This is a genomic window from Klebsiella sp. FDAARGOS_511 (genome assembly GCF_003812845.1).
Lineage (GTDB): Bacteria > Pseudomonadota > Gammaproteobacteria > Enterobacterales > Enterobacteriaceae > Klebsiella > Klebsiella grimontii.
This window is the reverse complement of record NZ_CP033824.1, coordinates 3,862,914-3,881,516: the sequence shown is the minus strand read 5'-3', so window position 1 is coordinate 3,881,516 and position 18,603 is coordinate 3,862,914. Positions and strand designations below refer to the sequence as shown.

Here is an 18,603-nt window from a genome sequence, read left to right as displayed (position 1 = left end):
CTGCTGGGGAATTTATTCCATATTCCAGAATGGCGAATAAGCGTAGCAATATCTTTTCGTTGCCGGGCCGCTAATACTGATTTATATCAGAAACTATACTGAAGAGCGGCGATATTATTACCGTTACGTCCGAGTCTCGGAGTCCCTCTAAAATCATGACAATTCCCCACATTCAGCCCTCTGCGGCACGTTACTATGCGCTTCGCTTACTTCCGGGCGAGGAGGTTTTTTCCCGTCTGCGCGCGTTCGTGCAGCAACACCATATTCAGGCCGTCTGGATAGCCGGCTGTACCGGCAGCCTAAGCAACGTAGCGTTACGCTTTGCAGGTCAGGATGAAACCACCTTATTGAACGGAATATATGAGGTGATTTCTCTGAATGGCACGCTGGAATTAACCGGAGAACATCTCCATTTATCCCTGTCCGATCCGCAAGGCGCCATGCTCGGCGGCCATATGATGCCCGGCTGTACCGTCCGCACCACTCTTGAACTGGTGATCGGCGAACTGACCTCCGTGGCGTTTAGCCGTCAGCCGTGCGCGGTGTCCGGCTATGACGAACTGGTCATTTCATCCCGCTAACGCTTCACTTAAACGAGGTCTTCTATGGCGCGTCGCCAATTTTCCAGCCAGTCTCTGGCCCTGATCGTCATTGCTATTGCCATCAATATGGTCGGCGGGCAGCTGATCAGCATGCTGAAATTACCGATTTTTCTCGACTCTATTGGCACCTTAATCAGCGCGGTGCTGTTAGGCCCGGTGGTCGGAATGCTGACTGGCCTACTCACTAACCTGCTGTGGGGGTTGTTGACCGATCCTATCGCCGCCGCCTTCGCTCCGGTGGCGATGGTTATCGGGCTGGTGGCCGGATGGCTGGCGCGGACGGGATGGTTTCGCACCTTACCGAAAGTGGTGGTCAGCGGTATCATCATTACTCTTGCCGTCACGCTTGTCGCCGTGCCTATTCGCACTACGTTGTTTGGCGGCGTTACCGGCAGCGGTGCCGATCTCTTTGTCGCCTGGATGCACTCGGTCGGCCAGAATCTGGTGGAGTCCGTCGCGATTACCGTGCTTGGCGCGAACCTGGTCGATAAAATCCTGACGGCGGTCATCGTCTGGGTCCTGTTGCGCCAGCTTCCGCTGCGCACAACGCGCCATTTCCCAACCATGTCTGCTGTACGCTAAATGCATCCCTTTACTTCATTAAGCCTGTGGGCGCTCGCCGCCTGCTCCACGCTCCTGCTCCCCGCGGGTACGCCATTAAGCCTTTATAGCGCGCTAACTTTCATTTGTTTACTGGGAATGAAGGCCACGCGACCACGGGCAAAATACGTACTCTGGCTGATGATCCCTTTAGGGTTAGGCCTGTGGCTGGTGCACGGCGGCTGGTTGAGCGAATGGATCGGTGGACAAGCGCGTGAACCTGAACGTTGGGCCAATGCCGTCACGCTCTGGCTGCGGATCCTGGCCATCGTATCAACATCGCAGCTGTGGATGCACTACGTGCCGGTTTCGCGGTTTATGCGCGCCCTGTTTGCCTCCCGCTTGCCGCCGGGTCTCGCCTATCTGTTTGCCGGCCCGTTGCTGGTTGTCGAGCAACTCAAACGTCAACTGGCGATTATTCATGAGGCCCAGCGCGCACGGGGCGTACCGCTGGATGAGGCCTGGTATCATCGTTTACGCGCGATGCCTGCATTGATTGTGCCGCTTACCCATAATGCGCTCAACGATTTAGCCGTACGCGGTGCGGCGCTGGATATGCGAGGATTTCGCCTGCATCGGACACGCACCACACTGTGGGCGCCGCCGGACAGCCCCTTACAGCGTTGGGCACGCTACGCCATGGTGGTGCTGATGATAGCCGAGACCGGAGTCTGGATATGGTTACATTAGAACAGTTTCGCTATCTTCCAACCCATGCCGCGCGCCCACCTGCCTGCTTCGATTTTCACTACGCCGAGCCCGGTATGGTGGCGATTTTTGGCGATAACGGCAGCGGAAAAAGTACGCTTGCGCAGTTGATGGCGGGCTGGTATCCGGATTTCCTCCCCGGAGAAACTGAAGGTAAAGGAACGTTACTCGGGAACCCTATCGGACAGTTGTCGCTCGTCGAACAGGCGAGCACCATCCAGTTGGTTCAACAATCCCCCTATCTCCAGCTTTCCGGCTGTACCTTCAGCGTCGAAGAAGAGGTCACTTTTGGACCTGAAAATCTCTGCCTCAGCGAAGACGAGATTATGCGCCGTATTGATGAAGCGCTGACGCTGACAGCGTGCCAGGCGTTACGTCATCGCCACCCGGCGACGCTCTCCGGGGGAGAAACCCAGCGGGTAGTCATTGCCAGCGCGCTCGTCATGCAGCCCAGGATATTGATTCTGGATGAAGCGTTTAGCCGTTTGACAGCGCAGGCAAGCACCATGCTTCTTGTGCGCTTGCAGCATTGGGCGCAGGCGCAGCGTTCCTTGATTATCCTTTTTGAACGAACCCCCTCGCCTTTTCTTGCCTGGTGTCAGCAGGGATGGCGACTGCATGATGGAGCGATTTTCCCACTATGCTGACGTTAAATCAGGTGACTTATCGCTGGCCCGGCGCGGCGGCAGACTGTTTGCAAAACATCTCGCTAAACCTCTGTGAAAACGAATGGCTGGCGCTCACCGGCGATAACGGCGCGGGGAAATCCACCCTGCTGCGGGTGATGGCCGGACTGCTACCCGCCACGTCCGGTACCGTCAATCTGCTGGATAAACCGATGGCGCATTATAAAAATCGCCATCGCGCCGGTATGCTCGGCGTATTGTTTCAGGAAGCTGAAAATCAAATCTTTCACAGCAGGGTGGCTGAAGAAATCGCCTTCGGGCTGCGGCTACAGAAACGGCCTGCCACAGAAGTTACTCAACGCACCGCGGCAGCGCTGCAGCTTTGCCAGTTAGAGGATGTCGCCGATGCGCATCCGCTGGATTTGCATACCGCCCAGCGCCGCATGGTTGCCGTCGCCTGTCTGGAAGCGATGGCGCCAGCAATTCTGCTGCTCGACGAACCCAGCCGCGATTTTGACCCGCACTGGCTGACGATATTTGAGGAGTGGCTTGCGGTTTGCCGCAAGAGGGGGACCAGCGTAGTGGCTATCAGCCATGACCCGGCTTTTATCCAGCGCCACTTTTCCCGCATGGTGCGCCTGGAAAAGGGCAGACTGCTGAGTATTTCCTGAAAAAGAAACGGGCCGCTTGAGCGACCCGTTTTTTTACGGTGACAATCAAATTCTTCCCCAGCGGCGGTGCTGCGCACCTGTCCGGGCCACCCGACCGTGCTGGCCTGTAGGCCGGGCAAGGCGCCGCTTTACCGCGCCGCCCCCGGGAGGGGTGAAAGGACTACAGCAGTGCTTTCGCTTTGGCGACAACGTTATCCACGGTGAAGCCAAACTCTTCAAACAGCAGCTCCGCCGGCGCAGACTCACCGAAAGTGGTCATGCCAACGATCGCGCCGTTCAGGCCCACGTATTTGAACCAGTAGTCGGCGATACCCGCTTCGATGGCCACGCGCGCAGAGACGGCTTTCGGCAGCACGGCTTCACGGTAAGCGGCATCCTGCTTGTCGAACGCGTCGGTGGACGGCATGGAAACCACGCGCGCCTTCACGCCTTCGGCAGTCAATTTTTCGTAAGCGGCAACCGCCAGCTCAACTTCAGAGCCGGTGGCGATGAAGATCAGTTCCGGCTGACCGGCACAATCCTTCAGCACGTAGCCGCCGCGGGCAACGTTCGCCAGCTGCTCTTCAGTACGCTCCTGCTGCGCCAGGTTCTGACGAGACAGAATCAGCGCGGTCGGGCCGTCCTGACGCTCAACGCCATATTTCCACGCGATGGCGGATTCCACCTGGTCGCACGGACGCCATGTGGACATGTTCGGCGTGACGCGCAGGGAAGCCACCTGCTCTACCGGCTGGTGAGTCGGGCCGTCTTCGCCCAGACCGATGGAGTCGTGGGTGTAGACCATTACCTGACGCTGTTTCATCAGCGCGGCCATACGTACCGCGTTACGCGCATACTCGACGAACATCAGGAAGGTAGAGGTGTACGGCAGGAAACCGCCGTGCAGAGCGATACCGTTGGCAATCGCGGTCATACCGAATTCGCGCACGCCGTAGTGGATGTAGTTACCGGCAGTGTCTTCGTTGATCGCTTTAGAACCGGACCACAGGGTCAGGTTACTTGGCGCCAGGTCAGCGGAACCGCCAAGGAACTCAGGCAGCAGCGGGCCGAAGGCTTCAATGGCGTTCTGAGATGCTTTACGGCTGGCGATTTTCGCCGGGTTAGCCTGCAGCTTCGCGATGAACTCGTTCGCTTTCGCATCGAAGTCAGCCGGCATGTCGCCTTTCATACGACGAGTAAACTCGGCGGCTTCCTGCGGGAAGGCTTTGGCGTAGGCGGCAAATTTCTCGTTCCACGCGGACTCTTTCGCCTGGCCGGCTTCTTTGGCATCCCACTGGGCATAGATTTCAGACGGGATTTCAAATGCCGGGTGTTTCCAGCCGAGCGCTTCGCGGGTCAGCGCGATTTCCGCGTCGCCCAGCGGCGCGCCGTGGGAGTCGTGGGTACCGGCTTTGTTCGGCGAACCGAAACCAATAATGGTTTTGCACATCAGCAGGGACGGTTTGTCGGTGACCGCACGCGCTTCTTCTACCGCGCGTTTAATCGAGTCAGCATCGTGGCCGTCAACGCCGCGCACCACGTGCCAGCCGTAGGCTTCAAAACGCTTCGCGGTGTCATCGGTGAACCAACCTTCTACATGACCGTCGATAGAGATGCCGTTGTCGTCATAGAACGCCACCAGCTTGCCAAGCTTCAGGGTACCGGCCAGGGAGCATACCTCGTGAGAGATACCTTCCATCATGCAGCCGTCGCCCATGAACGCGTAGGTGAAGTGGTCAACAATGTCGTGGCCCGGGCGGTTGAACTGCGCCGCCAGAGTTTTCTCCGCGATGGCCATACCAACCGCATTCGCAATACCCTGCCCCAGCGGACCGGTAGTGGTTTCCACGCCCGCGGTGTAGCCGACTTCCGGGTGACCCGGCGTTTTAGAGTGCAGCTGACGGAAGTTCTTCAGCTCTTCAATCGGCAGATCATAACCGGTGAGGTGCAGCAAGCTGTAAATCAGCATGGAACCGTGGCCGTTGGACAGGACAAAACGGTCGCGGTCGGCCCAGGACGGGTTCTGCGGGTTATGATTCAGGAAATCACGCCACAGGACTTCGGCAATGTCAGCCATACCCATCGGGGCACCCGGGTGACCGGATTTGGCTTTCTGTACTGCGTCCATGCTCAGCGCACGAATAGCGTTAGCAAGCTCTTTACGTGAGGACATTTTGACTCCAGATCGGATAATGAAGGCCATGCCCGCAACGACTTGACGACAGCGCGTTTTGGGCTACGCCGGAAAAAAGTGTGAACAATGTAACCTAAGCGGCAAAGCATGTACATGGAGCATCCTTTTGCCGTTTAAGAAATCTCTGGAACACGTTGTGCTACGGCGTAATCCTCTCGCCCGCATTCTCATATAGTATTTATAATTTGCACAGGATACGGCAGGTAGCCATCGCCGTTTTTTCGGATAAATAACCATAAGATTGTGGAAGATAAAAAATGAAAATTCGCTCAGCTCTTCTTGCCCTTGGGATCGCAGCCACGCTTACCGGATGCCAGAACATGGATTCCAACGGCCTGCTTAGCTCCGGCGCGGAGGCTTTCCAGGCTTATTCACTCAGCGACGAGCAGGTAAAAGCCTTAAGCGACAAAGCCTGTCAGGAGATGGATGCGAAAGCGACTATCGCGCCTGCCAGCAGTGAATACAGTAAACGTCTGAGTAAAATCGCCGCTGCGCTGGGGGACAACATCAACGGCCAGCCGGTGAACTACAAGGTGTATCAAACTAAAGACGTTAACGCCTTCGCCATGGCTAACGGCTGCATCCGCGTTTATAGCGGGCTGATGGATTTGATGAATGATAATGAAGTCGAAGCGGTTATCGGCCACGAAATGGGTCACGTTGCGCTGGGCCACGTGAAGAAAGGCATGCAGGTGGCATTAGGCACCAACGCGGTACGCGCGGCGGCGGCCTCCGCGGGCGGCATCGTCGGTAGCCTGTCGCAGTCGCAGCTGGGCGATCTGGGCGAGAAGCTGGTGAACTCGCAGTTCTCTCAGCGTCAGGAGTCTGAAGCGGACGACTACTCGTACGATCTGCTGCGCAAGCGCGGCATTAATCCGGCAGGCCTCGCCACCAGCTTCGAGAAACTGGCAAAGCTGGAAGCCGGACGCCAAAGCTCCATGTTTGATGACCACCCGGCATCGGAAGAACGCGCTCAACATATCCGCGATCGCATGAAGGCCGACGGGATCAAGTAAGCCCCGGCGTACTCTCACTATTTATAGTGAAGAGGAACGCCTTGTGGAGCCTCCCCCCTCTCCCGGTAAGGAGAGGGTTTGGGCCCTCAAGCCGGGCGTTTTCCCCGGAGGCGGCCTGCGGGCTCGCCGTCAGACTAGTACAGCGTCTTCTGCGGCGGGCCGGCAAAGCGCAGCGCGCCTATCTCGCCCATTTTCACCTCCACCACCGACGGCCCCGGCATCGCTAGCGCTTCGGTCATCACCGCCTGGAAATCCTCCGCCCGATCGACGCTCCACGCCTGCAGACCGACGGCCTGTGCCAGCAGCGTAAAATCTGGCGTATGCAGCTCGTTATAATACTGGCGGCCGCCAAAATACTTATCCTGAATGCCGCGCATCACGCCGTAGCCGCCATCGTTCATAATCAGCAGCGTCACGTTAGCCTTTTCCTGAGCCAGCGTCGCCAGTTCACCGAGGTTCAGGCTCAGGCCACCGTCGCCAACCAGCCCCACCACCTTACGCTGCGGATTGGCAATCGCGGTACCAATAGCCATCGGCAGCCCCATACCAATAGCCCCGGCCAGCGAGTGAATATTCATCAGCGGACCGTGGGCGCGAAACAGGCGACTGCCCCACAGGCTACCGGACACGGTAATATCGCGTACCAGGATGCCGTTCGCCGGCAGCGCCTGCGCGATCGCGTCGCTTAATCTGGCGTAATCGCCGCACTGTTCGCGCAGCCCCTGCTCCGCGATCGCCACCGCTTCTTTTATCTGGCTATCCCAGCGCGCGTCGCCCCATATGCGCCCCTGCGCTCGTTCCGCCAGCGCGCCTAATAATGCGCGGCAGTCCGCCACCAGCGTATTGTCCATCAGGTAGTTACGGCTGGCCGCCGCCGGGTCGATATCAATCTGCACCCGCGGCGCGGGCAGCTCCAGCGTCCACGAACGCGTCTCGTTGCTGCGTAACCGTGAACCGGCGACAAGTGTGAAATCACAGTGTGAAATCAGCGCTTCAACCGACGGCGAATTATGAAATGCGCGCAGGCTGGCGCGGTGACCATCCGGCAGAATGCCGCGGCCGTGGGTACTGGAAATCACCGTCATCCCGGCATCCGCCAGCACCTTCACCGCCTCGCAGCTCTCTAAGGCGCCGCCGCCAAGCCACAGCAGCGGCCGCTTCGCCTGCTTAAGCTGCGCCCACAGCGTATCAACCATCGACGATTCCGGCGCCACAGCCGAAGCGTGTTTCAACGGCGCGGTCAGCAGCGAAAGCGGGATTTTGGCGCTCTGAATATCAATCGGAATTTCAACCGAGACCGGGCCACATGGCGGCGTCTGCGCCTCCTGAATCGCTTTATGCAGGAGAGCGACCGCCTGATTGGCGCTACTGATGCGATAAGCGCGCTTTGAGCTGGCCTTCAGGAAAGTCAGCTGATCGCGAGTTTCGTGAATAAACCCGGTATCGGCATCCAGCCAGGCTTTTTCAACCTGGCCGGTGAGGTGCAGCAGCGGCGTGCCGGCGTTCATCGCTTCAACCAGCGCGCCGACGGCGTTGCCCGCCCCGGCGCCAGTGCTGGTCAACGCCACGCCGAGCCCGGAAAAACGCCCGTGGGCGTCAGCCATAGTCACCGATCCCGCCTCCCCGCGCGCCGGGACGAAGCGGATTTTTTCCCGCTGGCCAACGGCATCGGCGATCGGCAGATTGTGAATAGAGATGACGCCATACATGGCTTCAACATGATACTGCTCCAGCGTTCTGGCGATGGCGTCGCCGACGGTTATCATTTCGCTCATTGTTCACCCTTATCTCAATCGCACCAGTGGTTGACGCTATTACCCGTCGCCAGATAAATACTCTTCTGCTGCATCCAGGCCTTCAGACCCTGGATACCTTTTTCGCGGCCCAATCCGCTCTCTTTAAAGCCCCCAAACGGGGTGGAGATAGAGAAAACCTTATAGGTGTTGATCCACACCGTACCGGCCTCCAGCTGTTCGCTCAGGCGCAAGGCGCGGCCGGTATCGCGCGTCCAGATCCCCGCCGCCAGCCCGAAGACGGAGTCATTGGCCTCGCGGATCAGCGCCGCTTCATCGCTAAAGCGCAACGCCACCAGCACCGGCCCGAAGATCTCTTCCTGACAGACGCGAGCCTGGTTGTTCAGTCCCTCGACGATCGTCGGCTGGAAGTAGCTGCCCGCCGCCAGCGCCGGATCCGCCGGGATCTCGCCGCCGCACAGCACGCTACCGCCTTCGCGCTTCGCCAGTTCGACATACGCCAGCACGCTCTGGCGATGCTTATCGTTAATCAGCGGTCCGACGTGGGTGTCGGCGCTAAACGGATGGCCCACCCGCAGCCCGCGGGTTAATTCCAGCAGCCGGGCCATTAATTGCGGATAGACTTTTTCATGAATGAACAGACGCGATCCGGCGATGCAGGCCTGGCCGCCGGAGCTGAATATGCCGTAGCAGATACCCCGCGCCGCCTGTTCAATATCGGCATCTTCCAGCACGATGGTCGGCGATTTGCCGCCCAGCTCCAGCGACGCCGGGATCAGTTTTTCCGCCGCCACGTGCGCCAGATGTCGTCCGGTAGCGGTACCGCCGGTAAAGGAAATTTTGCGCACCTTAGGATGACGAGCCAGCGCATCGCCAATCACCGAACCTTTGCCCAGCAGCACGCTCAGCAGCCCGGCGGGCAGCCCGGCCTGCTCAAAGATGCGCGCCAGCTCCAGCGCCATCAGCGGCGTCGCTTCCGCCGGCTTGAGGATCACTGCGTTCCCCGCGGCGATGGCCGGCGCAACTTTTTGCATTTCGCTGGCGATGGGCGAGTTCCACGGCGTAATCGCCGCCACCACGCCCAGCGGTTCATAGCGGCTCAGGGTCAGCAGATCCGCCTGACGCGGCGTCGGCAGCTCGCCCTCCAGCAGTTCGCAGGCGGCGGCAAAATAGCGCGCGGTACCCGCCGCACTCATCACCAGACCTCGCACTTCCGCCAGCGGTTTACCGTTGTCGCGGCTCTGCTTGCGGGTTAACTCGTCGCTCTGCGCTTCAATCAGATCGGCGACCTTATGCAGGATCTTTGCCCGCTGATGCGGCAGCGTGGCCCGCCACGTCGGCTCCCGCCAGGCGCGATCGGCGCAGTCGATCGCCTCCTGCAGATCGTCCAGGCTGGCCGCATATAGCGAAGCGTTAAGCGATCCATCCGCCGGAAAGCGGCTGTGCATCAGGTTGCCGCCGCCGCGCCGCCACTGGCCGCCGATAAAAATGTCTAACTCGTCCATCTCAGCCTCTCTGCGTTATGTCAGTTCGCAGCAGGCGCGTACCGCGCTCAGTGCCGCCAGGGTCGACGTTTTGGGATTGCTGGCGAGCGGCAGGCCGCTAAGCTCCAGGTGAAACTCGCCGAACAGCCCTTCGGCGTGCAGCGTATGGGTGTTGCGTTGCGTCGTCGGATCCACCATCAGCTGCACCCGGGTGGCATCAAGACCAATGCCGCCCAGCGCCACGGTTGCCGCCACGTTGGCGTTCGCCGGAAACAGCCGCGCCGCTTCGCGGGCGCTGCCCTCAAAGAAGATCTGCGTTTCATGTACCGCGCTAAGATCGATCAGCTGCTCGGCATAGCTGCCGCGCCAACTGGCCGGGCTCTTACGCGACTGATAGGTCACACGCTCAAGGCCGCCCTCTTTCGCCGCCGCCAGGCCATCAATACCGGCTATCGCGCCCGCCAACAGCGTTAGCCTGCCTCCCGCCTGGCGTAGGCGCTGTTCCAGTTCGCTATCCGCCAGCGCGCCGGTGGAAATCACCGCCAGATGCCAGCCGCGGGCCAGCACCGCCTCACCGTACTGCGCCACCGCCTGCTGGCTGGCGCATTCAAGCACCAGATCCGGCGTCTGGTCGCACTGCTGCGGATCGCTTAACGGCGCAACCGCCCCGGCAAACTGCCGACGGATCGCCGCATGGTGCGGCTCGCGCGCCACGATCCAGCCTAACGCCACCTGCGGCGGCAGCCGTTCAATGACCGCCTGCGCCATCGCGCCGTAGCCGATTAACATCACCTTTTTCATCATCTTTCCCTACAGGTGACGGCAAAAGCCGCCGGACACATCCAGCGCCGCGCCGGTGGTAAACGAAGCCAGCGGCGAAGCGAGAAACAGCAGCGCCTGCGCCGGCTCCTGCGGTTTTCCGAGCCGCGCCATCGGGATCCCGCGCTTGCGGGCGATGTCGGCGGTCCACTCTGGCCAGCTCTGGCTCTTATCGCTGCGGTTTGCAAAACGGCGCTGCCACTGTCCGGATTCGACCATGCCCAGCAGAATGGAATTGACGCGAATCCCTTTGCCGATCAGATCCTTCGACAGGGTCAGCGTCATATTCAGCAGCGCGGCGCGGGCAGCGGAGGTGGCGATCATGTGCTCTTCCGGCTGCAGCGCCAGCAGCGAGTTCACGCAGGTAATTGAGGCGATATCCGACCGCTCAAGCTGCGGCTGGAACGCCCTGACCGGATTAATCACGCCGAACAGTTTCAGCTCGGCTTCGTGCAGCCAGGCCTCGCGCGGCGTATCGGCGAAATGGGCGACATAGCCCTGGCCGGCGTTGTTTATCAACATGTCAGCGCCGCCAAAATGGGCTTCTACTGCATTTGCAAAGGCCTGAACCTCTTGTTCATTCAGAACGTCGCAGCGCCAGGAAAACACGTCCCCAGCGGGATATTCGTTTAGCAGCGCCGCGTGGGCGCTGGCCAGCCGGTCCGGATTGCGGCCGCAAAAGGCGACTTTCGCCCCTTCGCCCAGCAGCAGGCGCAGCGTTTCGAAACCAATCCCTGACGAGCCGCCGGTGACCACCGCGACGCGTCCTTCAATTTGTGCATTCATCGCGCACCTCTTCCCCTATGCGTAAAAGCTGTTGATTAAAAAACGTCGCGTTATCGAGATAGCTGGCGTGCCCGGCCTGCGGGATAGCGGTGTACGGCATGCCGTAGCGTAGCGCCACCCCCTGCACCAACTCGGGCTGGGTGATGGCATCCTGCTCGCCGCACCACACGGCGAAGCGGCCGCGATAATCGGCAAGCCAGCGGTGGATGTCGTCGTGCGCCAGCATCCAGGCGGCGGCGAGATAGCCTTCACTGCGCAGCCTGCGCATGCCTGCCGCAACCGTCGCCACATCGGCTTCGCGCGCGCCGGGGCGCAGCAGCTTCGCCGCCCGTCCCAGGGCCATCGCCTCACCGCCCAGCGCCATCTGTTGCTGACGCCCTTGCCAGACTTTTTCCCGCTGCGCGGCTGCCGCCTGGCCGTAGCCCTGAGCGACGTCGGCCAGCACCAGATACCGCACGCGCTGCGGATACCTGGCGGCAAAAGCGGCGGCGACCAGCGCGCCCAGCGAATGGCCGACCAGTACGGTTTTCTGCACCCCGGCGCGGTCGAGCATCCGCGCCAGCGCATCGGCGTAGTCGCCGGCATCCGCCCGCGCCGTCGCAAGCATCGGGCTTTCGCCATAACCGGGCATATCCCAGGCCAGCACGCGGTAGCCCGGAAGCGCCATCTGTTTATGCCAGGAGGCCGCGCCGGAACTGATGCCGTGCAGCAGCGTCAGCGGCGTACCGCTTCCTTGTTCACGAAAACCCGTCATCATCGCTCCTTAGCTACGCTTCACTTTTGACAGCGGATGATCTTCCGGGTAGGTCGGAATATGCGGCTTTGGCGTACCGAGCATCACGCACATCAGCGCCTCTTCCTCTCCATGGTTGAACAGCCCGCGATAAATTCCGGCCGGAACGGAAATCAGATCGCGTTCGCGCAGGACGGTCTCGGTATAGCTGTCGCCATCCTGAATCATCAGGGTGATCTGCCCTTTGAGCATGAAGAACACCTCTTCCACATCGTCGTGCAGATGCAGCGGGCCTTCGCATTTGGACGGCAGTACCATGGTGGAGAAGGTGAAGTGTTCCGCCTGAACGGTATTGCTATCGCTGGCGACGCCGGTCGCGCCGGTGCCGATATAGCGCATCTGCGCGCGGCGATACTTCGGATCGAAATCCGCCTGGAACTTCAGCGCATTCCAGTCGTATTTACGGCCTTCAAAGCGCGCAATACGCGACTCGACCCACTCTTCCATCGTCAGATGTTCAGGTTTCAGACTCGGTTTTGCGGTTACGGTTGAATCAGTCATCGTTTTATCCTCAGTAACGTCTTAGCAGCGGCAGTAACAGGACGCAGCCCACCGCCGCCATCACCACCAGAAAAATCAGCCCGGAATCCATGCTGTGGGTGAAGGCGATAAGCGCGCCCATCACCGCCGGCGATAACGCCCCGGCAAAGTTTCCCAGCCCGTTGAAAATTCCGCCCGCGGTGGCGCTGACTCGCGGATGGGTCGCCTTGGCCAGCAGCGCGAAGATATTCGGCGCGCCGGTCCCCCACATAAAGGTGCTAAAGCTCATCGCCGCGATCACCGGCAACGGCGTGGTGAAATGCATCACCGCAGCCAGGCCAATACCTGCACCTGCCAGGGAAATAAAGCAGGCGGCAGCGCGCTTATCGACGCGGTCTGACAGCCAGGCGCCGATGATTTCGCCGAGCAGCATGGCGATAAACGGCATTGAAGACAGCCAGCCGGCGTGTTCAAGATGGATACCTTTGCCCTTAATCAGGTAGCCCGGCAGCCAGCCGTTGATGCCCCACAAATAGGCGAGAAAAGCGATATTGAAGATGCAAATCATCCAGAAGTGCGGGCTGACAAACAGCTCGCGGCGGGCACTGCGGCGCGCCTCCTGCGACGTTTGCCCGCCGCTTGCTTTCGCCTCCAGCCTGACGCCGCGCAGCCCGATACGCACAAAAATCAGTACCGGCACCGTCAGCATCGCCATCACAAAGAAGGTGCTCTGCCAGCCGAAGGTGTTGAGCAGCCAAATCGATAGCGGAAAGCCAATCGCCGCGCCCACCGGGGTGCCCAGCAGCCAGAGCATGGTGGCCCGCGCCTGCAGGTGCTGCGGAAAGGTATGGCGGACGATAGCGAACGCCAGCGGGAACAGCGGCCCCTCGGCGATACCCAGCAGAATTCGCAGCGTCACCATCAGCGTGTAGTTGTGGGTGAAGCCCATCACCAGCATTAAAATGCACCACACCACCATCATCCCGGTAAGCAGACGCAGCGGCGCGATACGGTCGCCCAGGCCGCTTAACAGCACTGAGGAAAATCCGTAGCTCAGCAGGAAAGCGCTCATCAGGATACCCAGACGAGTGGTGTCGAAATCGATGCCCATCGCCTGCTGGAAGTGGCTATCGGAAAACAGCGCGGCGATGCTGATCTTGTCGAAGAACGCCAGAAGTACGCAGGCCAGCAGCGACAGCGGAATGGCCCAGCGAACCGCTTTTTCAGGCGTGCGGATGCCCTCGCCGCTCGCCTCAGTAGGCGCGGCGTTAGTCTCTAATGTGGTCATTTCTCCCCCTTAAGGGTGCGGGTTAGCTATCGCAATGACATCAGTGAAAAGGCCGGGTCAGCGAGCGGTACAGCGGATAAATCTCGCCCTGCCGCCATCCAGCGCTTCGCCAGCTTGACGGTACGCGCATCGTTGAACGCCACCAGCTGCGCCAGCCGCCCGTTTTCGTCCAGCGAGAAGTACAGCGAGTCTTCACGCGCTATCGTTCTGCTGCCCGGCTGCGGAATACCAAGGATCTGGATATTGTGCTGATATTGATCCGACCACAGCCACGGCGCGTCGTCGTAGCCTGGCGCATCGGGGTTGAGCATCGCTTTTGCCGTCGCCACCGCTTGATTCTGGGCGAAGGCCCAGGACTGGATGCACAGGCCGTAGTGATGATGCTGCGCCACATCCCCGGCAGCAAAGATGAACGGATCCGACGTTCTCCCCTGGGTATCCACAACGATCCCGCGCTCTGTTTTCAGCCCCGCGTCGCGCGCCAGTTCGAGATTAAGATCGACCCCGATCCCCACCACCACCGCATCATAAATTTCGCGCTTACCGTCACAGTGAATGACCGGAAGGCCGTTATTATCTTCCAGCTCCAGCGCGCCGCAGTCGGTACGGATATCCACGCCCTGCGCGCGATGAATTGCCGCTAAGCATTGCGACACCTCGCCGCTCACCGAACGCATGCACAGCGCAGGCTGCTGCTCGAACAGCGTCACCGCCACGCCGTTTTTCCGCGCCGAGGCGGCAATCTCAAGGCCAATCCAGCCGCCACCGACAATGGCCAGTTTTTGACTTTCCGCCAGACGACTTTTCAGACGCTGCGCATCCTGCCAGTGACGCAAGGTATAAACCTGAGGATGCGCCGCCCACGCCTCGCCCGGCAGACGCGCTCGCCCCCCGGTGGCGATTAAAAGAATGTTGTAACTAATACGTTCGCCGTTGCTTAAAATCAGCGTTTTAGCGGCCCGGTCAATCTGCTCTGCACGCAGCGGACGATACCAGGTCAGGTTCAGCGCCTGCTGCGCTTCGTGCGAAAACAAGCGCGGTAGCTGCGCATCGGTATCCAACAATGCGGCTTTGGAAAGCGGCGGCCGCTCGTAGAAATCCCATTCCTCTTCCGCCACCACGCAAATCTCACCGTCGAATCCCTCGTCGCGCAGCGTTTTCGCCGCCCAGCCGCCCGCCTGGCCGCCGCCGACAATCACAATCCGCGCCGTCATACCGCCTCCGTTTTTTTCTGCTGGCGGCGAGTATCGTGGTCGATACCGCCCTCCACTGCCCATTCGGTAAAGGAGACCAACGAGTGCTCCAGCTCGCGCGGCTGCCAGTTTTCCGTCAGATAATCATCGTTGGTGTAGTACTCGAAGGCGCCGCCGGTGGGGCTGTTGACGTACCAGAAGTAGGCCGAAGAGACCGGGTGGCGGCCGGGGCCGATAAAGGTACTCCAGGCGTTTTTGTTCATCGCGATGCCGCCGCCGATCACCTCGTGGATGTCACGCACGGTGAAGGCCACGTGGTTCAGACCCCGCTTGCGGTTCGGCAGCTGCAGCAGGAACAGGTTGTGATGGCCCCCGCGCGCGCCGCAGCGCAGGAATACCGCGCGGTTGATGTAGCGGTCTGACACCTGGAAGCCGAGGACTTCGCGATAGAAGCTTTCGACCGCCGCCAGCTCTTCAACAAAGAACACCACGTGGCCGACGTTGATCGGCTGCGCGCGGTCGTAAACTGGACTCGGCGTGTCGATGCGGCGAACATCGCCCCACTGGTTGATCGGCTCGACGTTAAGCTCTACCGCCGTTTGCTGGCTGACCTGCACCCGCAGCGTCATGCCGTTCGGGTCGAGGCACTCCAGCGCGCCGTCAACCCTGCGGAAGCCGGGCTGACGTTCCAGCTTTGGACGTAGCGCCTCCAGCGCCGCCTGATCCGCTACACCCCAGGTCATACGGCGCAGCGTATTGCCGGCCTCAAACGCTGGGGGCAGGTCGGGGCTGTCGATCGGATTAAGCTCGACGCGCGCGCCGCTGAGGGTGGTAAACACGCGCCCGCTGGCATCGCCAGCCAGGCCAAAATCGTGCATAAATTTGGCGCTATGGTTCAGGTCATCTACGCCAAATTCCAGCTTTTCAATTCCGGTAATACTCATTGTTCGTCGCCTCTTTACCGTTCTGTCGCCCGAATTTGGGCGTAAACATGCCCGGCGCATTCAAGCGCCTGCCATTAAGTGTTTGATTTAACTAGCCTGAGACAAATATCCCAAGAAACCGGAAATTTTGTCCGCCGCCAGGCTGACGTCGTTCTGCAGCCGCTCGCGATCGCTTTGCGGGATCTCATCGGAGGGAACCAGGATGCTGACCACCCCCGCCACCCGGCCGCTGCGGTCATACACCGGGTAGACAATCGACGAGATGCCGTGGCGGAAGAACGACTCGCCAATCACATAGCCGCGGGCTTTATCCTGCTGTACCATCTGCCACAGCGCTTCGCGATCGTGCAGCTGGCCCGGCGTGTTGCCCGGCAGTCGCTCGTCAGGGAACAGCTGTTCAAACTCGCTGCGTGAAACATCGGTCAGCAGCATGCGGCCCAGCGAGGTGCAGTGCACCGGCAGCCGGGTGCCAACACTGACCTGGTTGATCCGCGAACCGGCCGCGCTGACGCGAGCGATGTAGATAATGTCCCGGCCATCGCGGATCGCCAGATGACTGCTGCACTGGCTGACATCGCGCAGCTGCTCGATAACCGGCTGACCCACCTGGGCGATATCCAGCGAGGCGATATATTCAAAGCCCAGCCGCAGCACGTTCATCCCCAGCGAAAAGGTGTTGGTGCGCGCGTTGCGCTCGAGAAAGCCCATATACTCCAGCGTTTGCACCACGCGATAAGCGGTCGCTTTCGGCATATCCACCAGCCGGTGCAGCTCGGCGAAGGTCAGATCGCGATGCTGTTCGCCAAAAGCCAGCAGCAGCTGCAGGCCGCGCTCAAGCCCCGGCACCAGGTACTTCACTTCCTGATCGTTCGCCATACCGCCTCACTTATTAGTTAAAAACAAAACCGCCGTTGACCGGGATCAGCTGGCCGGTGATAAACCGCGACAGATCGCTGAGCAACCAGACCACGCTGCCGGTGACGTCTTCCGGCTGCTGCGCGCCGCTCAGCGCGCGACCGTTTTCATAAAGTTGATGGCGTTCCGCAGGCACGTATTCCGTCGCCTCAACGCGGGTCAGCCCCGGCGCGATGGCGTTTATGCGGATGCGCCTTTCCCCCAGCTCGCGGGCCATTGAGCGGGTCATCGCGATCACCGCGCCTTTACTGGCAACGTAGGCCATCAGCCGCGGCGCCCCCCACAGGGCGGTATCCGAGGCGACATTGACGATCCCCGCCCCTTCGCGCAGCAGCGGCACCGCCGCGCGGGTCACCAGCCAGGTACCTTTAACGTTAACCGTCATCACCCGATCCCACAGATCCGGATCGTAATCGAGCATGTTTTTACCGCCGACGCCGGTGGCCATTGCCGCATTATTCACTAACCCGTCGATCGCTCCCCGCTCGCCGATAGCGCTGAATACCCGGTCGATCGATTCGCTATCGGCGAGATCGATCGCGTGGGATTCGATGCGGTAGCCCTTTTCCTGCAGACGATGGGCGCTTTCCGCCAGCTCACCCCGCAGAATGTCGCACATCACCACCGCCGCGCCCTGTCCGGCGCAGGCTTCGGCGAAGTGGTAGCCCAGGCCGCGCGCCGCGCCGGTGACGACGATACGTTTCCCGTTAAGCAGGCCGTTCATCAGGCGGCTCCCTGCTGCTCTTCCAGGGCTGCCAACTGCTCTTTTGCCGCTTTCTGCATCATGCGGCGCAGACGCGAAAGGCCGACGTCGTGCTGATAAAGATATTCACGATCGCGGGCATTCGGCGCCAGGCTTTCCAGCACCACGCGATCCTGTTCGAGCACTTCCCAGTGCAGTTTTTCCAGGCGGTTGCGATACATAAAACGCCACAGATCGCGCTGCCAGCCCTGTACGCCACGGATGCGCCAGAAGAAGACGCGGCAGTTGTCGTTATCTTCCGGCACCACCATGCCGACAATCCAGAAGTGACCGCCCGGTCCAAAGCGCTTTTTGTACGGAATAGAGAGGCGCATCCAGTAGGTCCCGCTGTTGCCCAGTTCAACCCAGTCGAAGTTAACGCCAACCTGCCCTTTCTTCTCAAAAATAAACCCGGTTTTCGTGGGCTGCAGCACCATGTCGGCTTTGCGATCGCCTTCCGCCATCGAGTGCGAGGAGGAGTGGAGATAGGTGCCATGCATCGGGTCCATCACGTTTTCCAGGGCGTACTGGTAGTTGCATTTCCATGCCGCGGTACACAGGAAGTTGCTATATTTGTCGCTATCGGCCAGCTCTTGCGGAAAGTTCAGCTCATCAGGCTGCTGGTCGGCGGTGACGCCAAACCACAGAAAAATAGCGCCGTGCGCTTCCTGAACGCTGTAGCTGCGGACGCACTGCTGACCCACCAGCGGACAGCGGTCAACTGCCGGGACGTCTTTCACTTCGCCGTTGCCGGCCACTTCCACGCCGTGATACCAGCAGGCGATGCGATCGCCCAGGTTCCAGCCCATCGACAGGCGCGCGCCGCGATGCGGACAGCGGTCTTCCAGCGCCTGCACCTGGCCGTCTTTATTGCGCCAGACCACAATCTGTTCGCCGAGGCGGGTAATGCCCACCGGGGCCGACTGCACTTCCCAACTCGCCAGCACCGGATACCACAGGCCGCGTAACCCTTTATCAAGATAGTTTTGTACCGTTGTCGTCATCGCTG

The 18,603-nt window shown here is 60.4% G+C and carries 18 protein-coding genes and 1 pseudogene; 6 read left to right on the top strand and 13 right to left on the bottom strand.

Annotation, left to right across the window (positions count from 1 at the left end; translation table 11 throughout):
• Positions 1-155: 155 nt before the first annotated feature.
• From EGY08_RS19790 to EGY08_RS19770, 5 genes and pseudogenes are all read left to right on the top strand, one after another.
• Entirely contained in the window at positions 156-581 is a 426-nt protein-coding gene (locus EGY08_RS19790; RefSeq protein WP_123828825.1) for a PPC domain-containing DNA-binding protein, read from the top strand.
• A 24-nt stretch (positions 582-605) separates the two neighbouring features.
• Positions 606-1,184 carry an ECF transporter S component gene (locus EGY08_RS19785; RefSeq protein WP_004125055.1) on the top strand — a complete coding sequence of 193 codons (579 nt, stop codon included), beginning with the start codon at positions 606-608 and terminating at the stop codon, positions 1,182-1,184.
• A pseudogene (locus EGY08_RS19780) lies at positions 1,185-1,775 on the top strand (energy-coupling factor transporter transmembrane component T); the annotation flags it as partial. It lies immediately after the preceding gene.
• Between the two features lie 104 nt (positions 1,776-1,879).
• Entirely contained in the window at positions 1,880-2,557 is a 678-nt protein-coding gene (locus tag EGY08_RS19775) for an energy-coupling factor ABC transporter ATP-binding protein (RefSeq protein WP_123828824.1), read from the top strand.
• Complete coding sequence (locus EGY08_RS19770) at positions 2,551-3,207, top strand: ABC transporter ATP-binding protein (RefSeq protein WP_049112182.1); 657 nt, start codon at positions 2,551-2,553, stop codon at positions 3,205-3,207. The genes EGY08_RS19775 and EGY08_RS19770 overlap by 7 nt, the downstream gene beginning before the upstream one ends.
• A 160-nt stretch (positions 3,208-3,367) precedes the next feature.
• Here the strand turns inward: EGY08_RS19770 and tkt are convergent, their stop codons facing one another.
• A complete protein-coding gene (gene tkt, locus EGY08_RS19765) occupies positions 3,368-5,359 on the bottom strand; it encodes a transketolase (RefSeq protein WP_024358643.1) in 1,992 nt (663 codons plus the stop codon).
• 278 nt (positions 5,360-5,637) lie between these two features.
• Here tkt and EGY08_RS19760 point away from each other — a divergent pair, with 278 nt between their 5' ends.
• Positions 5,638-6,396: a M48 family metallopeptidase gene (locus EGY08_RS19760; RefSeq protein ID WP_017145438.1), complete on the top strand. Its 759-nt coding sequence runs from the start codon at positions 5,638-5,640 to the stop codon at positions 6,394-6,396.
• 134 nt (positions 6,397-6,530) lie between these two features.
• On the opposite strand, the gene EGY08_RS19755 is transcribed toward EGY08_RS19760, so the two are convergent.
• The 12 genes from EGY08_RS19755 to EGY08_RS19700 form a co-directional block, all read right to left on the bottom strand.
• Positions 6,531-8,171, bottom strand: a complete 1,641-nt coding sequence (locus EGY08_RS19755; RefSeq protein WP_123828823.1) for a thiamine pyrophosphate-binding protein — start codon at positions 8,169-8,171, stop codon at positions 6,531-6,533.
• Positions 8,172-8,185: 14 nt separating this feature from the next.
• The gene (locus EGY08_RS19750) at positions 8,186-9,655 is read right to left on the bottom strand and encodes an aldehyde dehydrogenase (RefSeq protein WP_123828822.1); all 1,470 of its coding nucleotides are present in this window, start codon (positions 9,653-9,655) and stop codon (positions 8,186-8,188) included.
• A gap of 15 nt (positions 9,656-9,670) precedes the next feature.
• Positions 9,671-10,435 carry an aspartate dehydrogenase gene (locus EGY08_RS19745; protein ID WP_049113594.1) on the bottom strand — a complete coding sequence of 255 codons (765 nt, stop codon included), beginning with the start codon at positions 10,433-10,435 and terminating at the stop codon, positions 9,671-9,673.
• Between the two features lie 9 nt (positions 10,436-10,444).
• Positions 10,445-11,239 (bottom strand): SDR family oxidoreductase, encoded by a 795-nt coding sequence (locus EGY08_RS19740; protein WP_004125082.1) that lies wholly within the window; start codon positions 11,237-11,239, stop codon positions 10,445-10,447.
• The gene (locus EGY08_RS19735) at positions 11,223-11,993 is read right to left on the bottom strand and encodes an alpha/beta fold hydrolase (RefSeq protein ID WP_004125084.1); all 771 of its coding nucleotides are present in this window, start codon (positions 11,991-11,993) and stop codon (positions 11,223-11,225) included. Before EGY08_RS19735 ends, EGY08_RS19740 begins: the two co-directional genes overlap by 17 nt.
• Positions 11,994-12,002: 9 nt before the next feature.
• On the bottom strand, positions 12,003-12,533 hold the full coding sequence (locus tag EGY08_RS19730; RefSeq protein WP_004125089.1) for a cupin domain-containing protein: 531 nt from the start codon (positions 12,531-12,533) through the stop codon (positions 12,003-12,005).
• A 10-nt stretch (positions 12,534-12,543) separates the two neighbouring features.
• Positions 12,544-13,800 (bottom strand): MFS transporter, encoded by a 1,257-nt coding sequence (locus EGY08_RS19725; RefSeq protein WP_123828821.1) that lies wholly within the window; start codon positions 13,798-13,800, stop codon positions 12,544-12,546.
• A gap of 26 nt (positions 13,801-13,826) precedes the next feature.
• Positions 13,827-15,014 (bottom strand): NAD(P)/FAD-dependent oxidoreductase, encoded by a 1,188-nt coding sequence (locus tag EGY08_RS19720; RefSeq protein WP_123828820.1) that lies wholly within the window; start codon positions 15,012-15,014, stop codon positions 13,827-13,829.
• A complete protein-coding gene (locus tag EGY08_RS19715; protein ID WP_004125106.1) occupies positions 15,011-15,937 on the bottom strand; it encodes a VOC family protein in 927 nt (308 codons plus the stop codon). Before EGY08_RS19715 ends, EGY08_RS19720 begins: the two co-directional genes overlap by 4 nt.
• A gap of 87 nt (positions 15,938-16,024) precedes the next feature.
• Entirely contained in the window at positions 16,025-16,813 is a 789-nt protein-coding gene (locus EGY08_RS19710) for an IclR family transcriptional regulator (RefSeq protein WP_004125113.1), read from the bottom strand.
• A 13-nt stretch (positions 16,814-16,826) separates the two neighbouring features.
• Complete coding sequence (locus EGY08_RS19705; RefSeq protein WP_004125115.1) at positions 16,827-17,576, bottom strand: SDR family oxidoreductase; 750 nt, start codon at positions 17,574-17,576, stop codon at positions 16,827-16,829.
• On the bottom strand, positions 17,576-18,598 hold the full coding sequence (locus EGY08_RS19700) for an aromatic ring-hydroxylating oxygenase subunit alpha (protein ID WP_004125117.1): 1,023 nt from the start codon (positions 18,596-18,598) through the stop codon (positions 17,576-17,578). The genes EGY08_RS19705 and EGY08_RS19700 overlap by 1 nt, the downstream gene beginning before the upstream one ends.
• Positions 18,599-18,603 lie beyond the last annotated feature (5 nt).